The sequence below is a fragment of the Brevibacillus sp. BC25 genome (genome assembly GCF_000282075.1).
In the GTDB taxonomy this organism is placed as follows: Bacteria; Bacillota; Bacilli; order Brevibacillales; family Brevibacillaceae; genus Brevibacillus.
This window is the reverse complement of the sequence record NZ_AKIX01000013.1, coordinates 16,094-27,383: the sequence shown is the minus strand read 5'-3', so window position 1 is coordinate 27,383 and position 11,290 is coordinate 16,094. Positions and strand designations below refer to the sequence as shown.

The 11,290-nt window shown below is 47.2% G+C and carries 1 protein-coding gene; it reads left to right on the top strand.

The genetic code is table 11. From position 1 onward, the window contains the following. Positions 1 to 2: 2 nt before the first annotated feature. Complete coding sequence (locus PMI05_RS02530; protein ID WP_007716796.1) at positions 3 to 11,288, top strand: SDR family NAD(P)-dependent oxidoreductase; 11,286 nt, start codon at positions 3 to 5, stop codon at positions 11,286 to 11,288. The last annotated feature ends 2 nt before the right edge of the window (positions 11,289 to 11,290 follow it).

The window sequence follows — 11,290 nt, the reverse complement described above, 5'->3', positions numbered from 1 at the left end:
AAGTGCATGATCAGTTTCTCATAACGATCAACCATCCAATCCTCAAAAATCATAAAGCGCACGGTCAGGAACTGTTGCCCGGATTAGCCCATATTGATCTGTTGTATCAAATGTTTCGAGAAAATGGTCATGATTACAGCGAGCTAGAGCTTCGTAATCTAACGATCTATCATCCGATCATGGTGGGACAAGACTATGATGTCATGCTGAGCATTCAGTGCACGCAAGGCAAAGCAGGACAGTGGCAGATTCGGATGGAGGGTCTGACACAGCGCAACGGCATTTTAAACTCGGAGAAAAAGCTGTATGTCACTGCTGAAATGCATCAAAGTGCCTCTGCGCAGTTCGATGAAACGCTGGATCTTCCCATGATAGAGCGAGCAGCAAACAAAAAGGTCAATCTGCATGATGTGTATGAACAATGCTGCCGCCAGGAATTGGTGCATACAGGTTTTATGAAGGCAGAAGGAACGATTTACGAAACAGATTCAGCGGCGGTAATGGATATTTCACTCGGTAAACATGCCCTTCCCAGTGCGGAAGGGTTCATGTTTCACCCGACATTGATCGATGGGTCCGCGATCGGCTCGATGGTAATGTTCACCTCGGTAGTCCAAGAAGAACAGCGGCTATTTTTGCCGCTTTTTTATGAATCTTTTCGGGCCTCCGCTCTTTTACAGCAACATTGCTTTGCCAGAGTACAAACTTCATCCATCCAGCGAAAAAATGAACTGATGTATATGACGATGGAGTTCTTTGATAGATCAGGTAGAAAAATAGCGCATTTGCAAAATTTTGCGGGCAAGCTAGTTCGTGATCCTGGTCTGATCCAACCATCGAAGCAAACGGTATCTCTGTCGAGAGGATCTGTTCATGAGGCGAATGAATCGCAATCTGCCTTCGTGAGTAAAGCACAAACTTTTTTACAACAACTGCTGGCAGATCGATTACAAGTTCCAGTCGCGTTGATTGATACGCAGATTGGTTACTATGAAATGGGGTTGAATTCACCGGGCTTGTTGGAAGTGGTGAAGGCTGTCGAAACGAAAGTAGGAACGCCGCTGGCTCCTACTTTATTGTTTGAGTATACGAATATCGCTGAGTTGGCCGCCTATCTGGCCGAGAATCATGCTTTCGTATTCAGTGGGCTTGACTTGATGAAACAGGAAGGTAGACAAGAGTTGCCGCAACCTGCCAGGGTTGTAGATTCATCAGCAATCTCTAAGAGTCATGCAACGAATGCCAATGAAGAAATTGCGATCATCGGGATGGCAGGGCGTTATCCAGAGGCAAGAAATCTCCAAGAATTCTGGATGAATTTAAAAGAGGGCAAAGACTGCATCAAAGAAGTCCCGAAATCTCGCTGGGATTGGCAGCAGTTTGGGGAACTCAAATCCCCTTCAGGAAAGCAGATGTCCAAATGGGGAGGGTTTATCGAAGACCCTGATTGCTTTGATTCTCCCTTTTTCAGAATATCGCCGCGGGAAGCAGAAACGATGGACCCCCAGGAGCGTTTGTTTTTGGAAACGTGCTGGGAAGCGATGGAAGATGCGGGTTATACGCCGAAGACGATTGTTCCGGCTCGGGGGAGCAGTAACAGACGGCAGGTTGGTGTCTTTGTTGGCGTGATGCACAAGGATTATGCCCTCATCGGAGCGGAAGCGATGTCTCGGGGAGAAATGTTCCCGTTATCCTTGAACTATGCACCGATTGCCAATCGCGTTTCTTATTTCTGTAATTTTCATGGTCCGAGCATGGCGATTGACACGGTATGCTCATCCTCGCTGACGGCTGTTCATTTGGCGCTGGAGAGCATCAAGCGCGGAGAATGTGAGGTTGCATTGGCGGGCGGCGTCAATTTATCCTTGCATCCTGGCAAATATTTGTCATATGGCATGATGGATATGCACGCTAGTGATGGTTATTGTCATACCTTTGGCAAGGATGGCGATGGGTATGTTTCTGGAGAAGGCGTCGGCACAGTCGTGTTAAAGCCATTGCGCAAAGCGATTGAGGATGGAGATCATATTTATGCCGTGGTAAAAGGAAGCAGTGTGAACCACGTCGGATCGGTGAGCGGGCCTACCGTACCAAGCCCTGTTGCTCAGGCAGAGGTGATTACAGCATGCCTAGAAAAGAGCGGTGTGGACGCGAGAACGATTCGTTATGTGGAAGCGCACGGGACCGGAACTTCTTTAGGCGATCCGATTGAAATTCAAGGATTGGTAAAAGCGTTTCGTCCATATACAGAGGATCAGCAGTTTTGTTCCATAGGCTCCGTGAAATCAAATATCGGACATGCAGAATCTGCTGCGGGTATCAGTGGTCTGCAAAAAGCTGTTCTTCAGCTCCACCATAAAACGCTCGTTGCTTCCTTACATGCCAAGGAAGTGAATCCGTTTATTGATTTTGCGCAATCTCCTTTTTATGTACAGCAACGGACAGAAGAATGGAATTCGGTGAGCATGGAAAACGGTCAAGAAGTCACCGTTCCAAGACGAGCAGGGGTAAGTTCGTTTGGAGCTTCGGGGTCCAATGCCCATATCATTTTGGAAGAATACATCCCAGCTGAAACAAAGCCGAAAGCGCAAGTAATTCCAGTGATAATTCCGCTATCTGCCAAGAATAAGGAAAGATTGCAAGCCTATGCGCAAAAAGTAGCGGAGTTTCTAAAAGGGGCATCATCTGACAATCAGCTTCAAGAAATGCTAGAGAAGAAGCTCCGCAAGATTTTATCCAGTATTATTCATGTGGGAGAAAACAGCATTGAGATCGAACAAGAGTGGCATGAATATGGAGTAGATATCGTTCAAATCACACAGCTAAAGCAAAAACTGCAAGAGGAGCTGCATATTCAGCTGGATATCAAGGAGTTCGATCAAAGCAGCTCCATTGCTTCCGTCATCGCTTCTCTCATGATTAACCATCGAGACGATATAGAGGGAGAAGTTCAGTCTTTTGCTGATTTAGAAACGCAAATCGATTTGGAAAATGTGGCGTATACCTTGCAAGTTGGACGAGAAGGGATGAAAGAACGAGTAGCCTTTGTCGTCAAGGATATTCCTGAGCTGATCAGAAAATTGGAAGCTTATTCAAAAGGCGAGAATACGATCGATACTTGTTGGGTAGGGAGCTTGAAGCCGAACAACGAGTCATTCGGATTATTAAGCGATGATCAAGTCTCTCAACAGCTTATCCAAAGCTGGATTGCAGAAGGCAACATCAGAAAAATTGCAGAATTATGGGTGACAGGCTATGAAATGGATTGGGAACAGCTTTACCTAAATAACAAACCTAGACGTGTTCCCTTGCCAACGTACCCATTTGCGAAGAATCGCTATTGGATTCCGGAAAGCAAAAGTAAATCTGTAAGCGGCAAGACAGCAGCGCCATTCACATTCACGAGTGAAGCTGCGATTCATCCACTGTTGCAGCAGAATACTTCTGATTTTTCTGAACAGAGGTTTAGTTCCACCTTTACAGGTCAGGAGTTTTTCCTAACGGACCATGTCGTGAAGAAGCAGAGAATCTTGCCGGGAGTTGCCTATCTGGAGATGGCGAGAGCAGCAGCAGAGCAAGCAACGGCAGCCTTGACAGAAGAACCAGCCAAGATTCAACTCAAAAACGTGGTTTGGACACGACCAATTATTGTGGGGGACCAACCTGCACAGATACATATCGGTCTTGTTCCCGAAGAGAATGGTGAGGTTACTTTTGAAATCTATAGCGAGTTGGAGGCTATGGATGCAGAACCCGTCGTACACAGTCAAGGCAGCGTCATGCTTCATTCTGTTGCTGAGAAACATGCCTTGGATCTGCCGTCCTTACAAGCGGAGTGCGGTCAACGTGAGTTTTCATCCGAACAATGCTACAGCATTTTTCATTCAATCGGAATGGATTATGGTTCGGCTCATCAAGGGATCGACACTTTGTATGTAGGAGAGGGCAAAGTATTAGCCAAGCTGTCCTTGCCAGCCTCCATCTCCGAAATGGAGAATCCTTTTGTACTGCATCCAAGCCTAATGGATTCTGCCTTACAGGCATCTATCGGGCTCATGATGGTTGGGGAAGAGAACCCATCAGCGAATGGTCATTCTAGTCGCAAGCCCTCCTTGCCTTTTGCCATGGAGGAGGTCGACATTCACAACAAGTGCACATCCTCGATGTGGGCGTATGTTCGCTACAGTGCCAACAGCAGCCCAGATGACAAGGTGCAGAAGCTGGATATTGACTTATGCGATGACCAAGGAACCGTTTGTGTACGAATAAAGGGATATTCCATGCGAGTGCTGGAGGACGGGAAGCAGGCGAACCATATTTCTTCGAGCCTAGCTTCTTCCGCAACCTCACTGGAGCCTCCTGTGGGGAATCTCATGCTGTCTGCTGTGTGGGATGTGACTCCAGTTGAAAAGGGACAGCTTTTCCCAACTGCTGATGAGCAGATTGTCATTGTGGGGGGAAATGAAGAGAATGCACGCTCCATTCAACAATACTTTCCTCTAGCAAAAGTGTCATCCATTCAGGCTGAGAATACGATTGAGGAAATCGTACACCAACTGGAAGAGCTTGGTTCCATTGATCATCTGGTGTGGATCGCTCCTTTTGATGCGATAGATTCCTTGGCGGATCATCGATTAATCGCGGGGCAAGATCAGGGAGTGATTCTATGCTTCCGAACGATTAAAGCCTTGCTTCGCTTGGGATACGGAAGTAAGGAGTTGGGGTGGAGCGTCATCACGGTTCAATCCCAGCCCATTCGACATACAGATGTTGTGAATCCTTGCCACGCCAGTATTCATGGGTTAATTGGTTCGATGGCAAAGGAATATCCAAACTGGAAGATTCGACTCATGGATGTAGAGGCCGAATCTGAATGGCCGTTGGATCATATGTTGAGGCTGCCAAGAGATCGTCAAGGGCGTCCGTGGGTTTATCGTCAGGGTGAATGGTATCGCCAGCAGTTGCTTACCGTCGAACATCCTCCGATCGATCAGACACGTATGAAGCAAGGTGGCATTTATTTGGTGATTGGCGGTGCTGGTGGCATCGGCGAAGCGTGGACCGAATATATGATTCGTACCTATCAAGCCCAGATCATATGGATTGGTCGTCGTCAAAAAAATGAAGAGATTCAAGCGCAGATGGATAGGCTTGCCACTTTTGGACCAGCACCAGACTATATAGCAGCGGATGCAACGCAGCAGAATGCTTTGCAAGAAGCTTATGAACAGATAAAGCAAACGTATAAACGGATTGACGGAGTTGTTCATTCTGCCATGGTCTTGGTTGAGGAAAGCTTGGAAAACATGCAGGAGGAAGGTTTCCGAGCAGTCCTATCGTCTAAGGTTGATGTGAGTGTGAACATCGCTTTGGTGTTTGAGAAGGAGCCTTTGGATTTCGTATTATTCTTCTCTTCGCTCATGGCAGTTACGAAAGCTCCGAGGCAAAGCAACTACGCGGCTGGATGTACCTTTAAGGATGCCTATGCTCATCAATTGACCCAAGCATGGCCATGTGCGGTGAAACTGATCAATTGGGGCTATTGGAGCAGTGGGCAAATGGAAGAATCTCATCAAGAGATGGTAGAGACCTATCGTCGTTTGGAGCAAATCGGCATTGGTCTTATTCAGCCGCAAGAAGCCATGCAAGCTATAGAGACACTTCTCGCAGGAGCCATGGATCAAGTTGCTTTCATGAAGATCATAAAGCCTATTGTTATTGAAGGGATGAAGGTAGAAGAATGGGTGGATGTTCACTCTGCACTTTATCCATCCATGCTACAGCTGTCTGCCCATGAAAATGAAGGACTTGCTGATGTGGTGGCTGCCTTTATCAAGGAGAGAGTGAAGCAGGATCCATCAGCGCGAATGCGGATTCTCGAAATCGGAGCAGGTACGGAATCTACCAGTTCCTTGATTTCACAAAAATTACATGCCTATCAATCCTTTATGAGCTTCCAAGTTTTTGATCCAGAAACGGCGTTAAGTGAACAAGGAATGAATGCTGGTGAATACGACCTGATTATCACAGCTGATAAACTGCACACAGCTCAACAAATTCGCCAAACCCTGCGTAATTGCAAGAATCTCTTAAAAAGGAATGGTCTGCTTCTAGTACAAGAGATGACCGATCAAAACGTACGTAAAGACCTCGCAGCAGGTCTTTCACTACCTCTGGAAGCTTGGCAGAAAGTATGGAGAGATGAGGGCTACCGAGTTGTCTCCTATCCACAGTTGATAATTGCTGAAAGTGACGGCGTTGTCCGCAAGTCGAAACAACAGCAGAAATCAATGGGGACCACAGCTTCCACTCTACCCATTCCTTCACATGCAGACAGAGAAACGAGCACAGAGGATATGCTTCGAGAGAAAAGCATAGCCTATTTCAAGCAATTGGTCGGAGAGACACTGAAAATTCCATTCGACCAGATCGACTCTTCTGCTGCCCTGGAGGAGTATGGCATTGATTCGATTATGATTGTGCAGATGACGAATGTCTTACGGAAAAAAATGCATCAGATCAGCACGACCCTCTTTTTTGAATATCAAACGATTGATGCGCTGGTCGGGCATTTCATGACAACACAAACGGATGAATTACAAGCATTAGTAGGAATAGATGAACAGCAGCCTGTTCAAAAGCAAATAACCAACTCAGCAGTTGCTGCAAAGCCAGCCAGAGAGCAGGCTGGCTCGACATTTCGAAAGGCAAAGTCTCGCCGTTTCCTGCAAGTTCTTGATACGGAAGCGGAAAAACCAACAACGCCGTCCAGACAGGATGTGGCGATCATTGGTCTTTCAGGTCGTTATCCCCAAGCAGAGGATGTCTGGGAATTTTGGACTCGCCTGAAAGAAGGGAAGAATTGCATCACGGAAGTGCCGGAGGATCGTTGGAATTGGCAAGAATATTTCAGCGAAGAAAAAGGAAAAAGAGGATACATGTACACCAAATGGGGCGGTTTCATCAAGGATATGGATAAATTCGACCCGCTATTTTTCCAAATTTCGCCTAACGAAGCAGAGCAGATGGACCCTCAGGAGCGCTTATTTTTGCAAACGGCATACGCCAGTTTAGAAGATGCGGGCTACACTCCTGCCACGTTAGGAGAAAGCAGAAAAATTGGTGTGTTTGTTGGTGTCATGAATGGAAATTACCCAGCAGGAACGAGCTACTGGTCGATTGCGAATCGCCTTTCCTACTTCTTCAATTTCCAAGGACCAAGTCTAGCAGTGGATACGGCGTGCTCCTCTTCTTTGACGGCGATCCATTTAGCCTTGGAAAGCCTGTATAGCGGTACAAGTGAATGTGCCATCGCTGGCGGGGTCAATTTAATCGTTGATCCGTTTCACTATATTCGACTGTCTGGAGCGACTATGCTATCTGCTGGTGACCGCTGCAAGTCGTTTGGCGACCAAGCAGACGGCTTTGTAGATGGAGAAGGTGTGGGAGCTATTGTATTGAAGCCTCTGCAAAAGGCGATTGCCGACGGAGACCACATATATGGCGTGATCAAGGGAAGCATGCTCAATGCAGGCGGCAAAACAAATGGATATACGGTTCCAAACCCCATTGCGCAGTCGCAAGTAATCGATGAGGCATTGCAGCGGGCAGGAGTGGATGCTCGTGCCGTCAGCTATATCGAAGCGCACGGTACAGGTACCGCTTTGGGCGATCCAATCGAGATTGCGGGACTGACTCGCGCATTCGGACAATACACGAAAGACAAACAATTCTGCGCCATCGGCTCGGCGAAGTCGAACATTGGACATACGGAGAGCGCGGCAGGAATTGCAGGATTGACCAAAATATTGCTTCAGATGAAATACGGTCAAATCGTACCATCTCTGCACGCTGAGGTAATGAATCCAAACATTGATTTCAGTGATACACCATTTGCGGTTCAGCAAAAGCTGACAGAATGGAAACGACCAACCATTGAAATCAACGGAGTAACCGAGGAGTATCCGAGAATCGCTGGGCTATCGTCATTCGGGGCGGGAGGGGCCAATGTCCATATTGTCATCGAAGAGTATCTCGAAAAAGATAGACAGCCCGGGAGCAGCATACAGTCACAGCAACCAAAAATGATCGTGCTCTCAGCGAAGAACGAAGAGAGACTGTTCGTTCAAGTGAATCAATTATTAAAGACGATCAAAGAAGAATTATTCACCGATGCCCATTTGGCTGATATCGCTTTTACCCTTCAAGTAGGACGGGAAGCGCTGGAAGAACGCTTGGCTGTTATCGTCAGATCAGTTGATGAGCTTGCGGAAAAACTAACACATTTTGCAGAAGGCGCAGATAATATCGCCGATTTGTATCGTGGGCGAGTGAAACGCAACCATGACACGGTAGCTCTTTTTGCTGATGAAGATATGAAGCAAACAGTGGAGACATGGATTGCCAAGGGGAAATACGCAAAACTGATGAATCTTTGGGTCAAGGGCGTCTCTCTTGACTGGAATAAGCTATATAGCGAAGATAAGCCGCGCCGCGTCAGTTTGCCTACCTATCCTTTTGCCAGAGAGCGTTATTGGATAGACGTTCAAAAGCCAATAGCAACAGGTATGCCCGAAGCATCTTCGGCTAGTGGGGATATCCTCCATCCATTGCTTCATAAAAACACCTCTGACCTCTATGAGCTGAGATACAGTTCCAGCTTTACAGGGCAGGAGCCGTTCTTGGCAGATCATCTTGTAAACGGGCAGCGTCTCTTTCCACTCACTGCTTATCTGGAAATGGCACGGGCGGCAGTGAAACAGGCAGCAGGAGGTAGAGCGGGGACTTTATCTGGAATCCGAATGACTCATGTTGCCACAGATGATCCACTATTGGTGGGCGATGATCTAGTTCAGGTACACGTGGGTATATATCCAGAGGACACTGGAGTGCTTGCTTATGAAATCTACAGCGAATCGAAAGAAGATGATACCAGGTCTGTGGTACATAGCCAAGGTATGGTCGAATTCACTTCGCTCGTGGAAGCACCAACTGTGAATCTAACTGCCTTGCAAGCCGAGAGCAGCGAGATGCTTACTGCCCGACAATGCTACGAGCTGTTAAAAGAACGTGGAATGGCTGATCTACCGAAATTTCAAGGGATTGACCATGTATACAGGACGCGGGGACAAGTACTGGTAAAACTCTCCTTGCCTTCCATTGCGATGGAGACAGCAGGACAATTCGTGCTCCATCCTAGCTTGTTAGAGTCTCTGTTGCAGTCATCTCTTTATCTCATCACGGAGGCTACATCATCTGACAACATCAGCTCCATCCAGCCAGATGGTACTTTTACCCTTGAAGAGCTGGAGTTCTTCGAGAATCATCCTGCTGTGATGTTTGCTCTCATTCGATTCAGTGATGATGTCCAAGCGGAGAATGAGACCGCGACAATAGACATTAATTTATGCGATGAGGCAGGCAGAATAGGCGTGAGGATGAGAGGCTTTTCAACTGGGAGTGAAAAATGGGTTGCGACGTTGAGAGAGACTCAGGAAACAGTGACTTCCGCTCCACCGCTGATGGGAACCACGATGCTCACTCCAGTATGGAACGCTGTGTCTGTAGAAAAAGGTGAAGTCATTCCAGCAACAAGTGAGCAAGTAGTCATCGTTTGCGGCGAAGAAAAGGACGGAAGTCTCCTACAACGTCATTACCCTCAAGCTACTGTTTTACCGCTTCAGTCAGATGACTCTATTGAGGTTATCGCAAGTAAGCTGGAAGAGCAGGGTGTGATTGATCATATCATGTGGGTTGCTCCTGATAGCTCTGTGGAATCCGTAAAAGAGGAGTCCTTGATGACCGATCAGGAGCGGGGTGTTATTCAAGTTTTCCGCTTGATCAAGGCTTTGCTTGCGTTGGGGTATCAGACGAGAGACTTGGGCTGGACGATCATTACTGTTCAGGCGCAGGCTATCTACAAGAAAGATACGGTCCATCCAACGCATGCCAGCATCCACGGATTGATCGGATCGATGGCGAAGGAATATCCGAACTGGAAGGTAAGACTAGTTGATTTGGAAGCGCATGCCGATTGGCCGCTATGTGATATTTTTGCTTTGCCTGCCGATGCTCATGGAAACGCTTGGGCATATCGTGGACACGCGTGGTATCGCCAGGAGTTGATGCCCGTGCAGAGTCCTTCCATCAACCAAACCGTCTACAGACAGCATGGAGTCTATGTTGTGATTGGAGGCGCAGGCGGTATTGGACAAGCGTGGAGCGAATACATGATCCGCACCTATCAAGCACAGATCATTTGGATCGGTCGCCGCAAGAAAGATGAGTCGATTCAGAACAAAATAAATCAACTTGCTGCCCTAGGACCTGCACCGCTCTACATCGATGCCGATGCTACGGATCGCGTGTCGCTGCAATCTGCTTACGAAGAGATCAAGAAGGAATATGGCAAGATTAACGGGGTAATTCATTCCGCTATTGTTCTCCTTGATAGAAGTCTGGCGAATATGGATGAGACAACCTTCCGCGCTGGACTGGTACCAAAAGTAGAGGTAAGTGTGCGGATGAGCCAAGTGTTTGGCGAGGAGCCGTTGGATTTTGTCCTGTTTTTCTCCTCGATTAACTCGTTTACGAAATCGCCTGGACAAAGCAATTATGCTTCGGGCTGCGCCTTCAAAGATGCTTTCGCCCATCAGCTTGCCGAGGAATGGACGTGTGCGGTGAAGGTAATGAACTGGGGATACTGGGGCAGTGTTGGAATCGTTGCGTCCAAGGGCTATCAGGAACGAATGGAACAGATCGGCATTGGCTCGATTGAACCTTCAGAAGGGATGGAGGCATTGGAAGTCTTGCTTTCAGGTCCGATGAATCAATTGGCGCTGATGAAAACGACCAAGCCATTCGATATGGAGGGAATCAATACAAGCGAAGCTGTTGCAGTCGTTTCAAACAAAATTTCCTCCAGCATGGCAAACATTAAAAACAAGTTAAAAGTAAAAGAGATGCCGAGAGCAGCCTATTTTACATCAGAAATGGATACGGACAGCTTGTTTGATGACGTACAAGCAACGATCATTCAACTCGCCTCTCTAATCCTGAAGGTAGAGAGCGAAGAAATAGATTCGGATATTGAACTGAAGGAGTACGGATTCGATCCAGTCAAGCTCACCGAGTTTTCTACTAAAATCAATCAAAAGTACAAGCTTGAACTGACACCTGCTGTGATGATGGACTATCCAACGCTTAAGCACATCACTGAATTTCTAGTCAATACCACGCTGAAATCTCAATCGGAAAGAGAACAGGACAACCCGGTTCTATACGTGTAAGC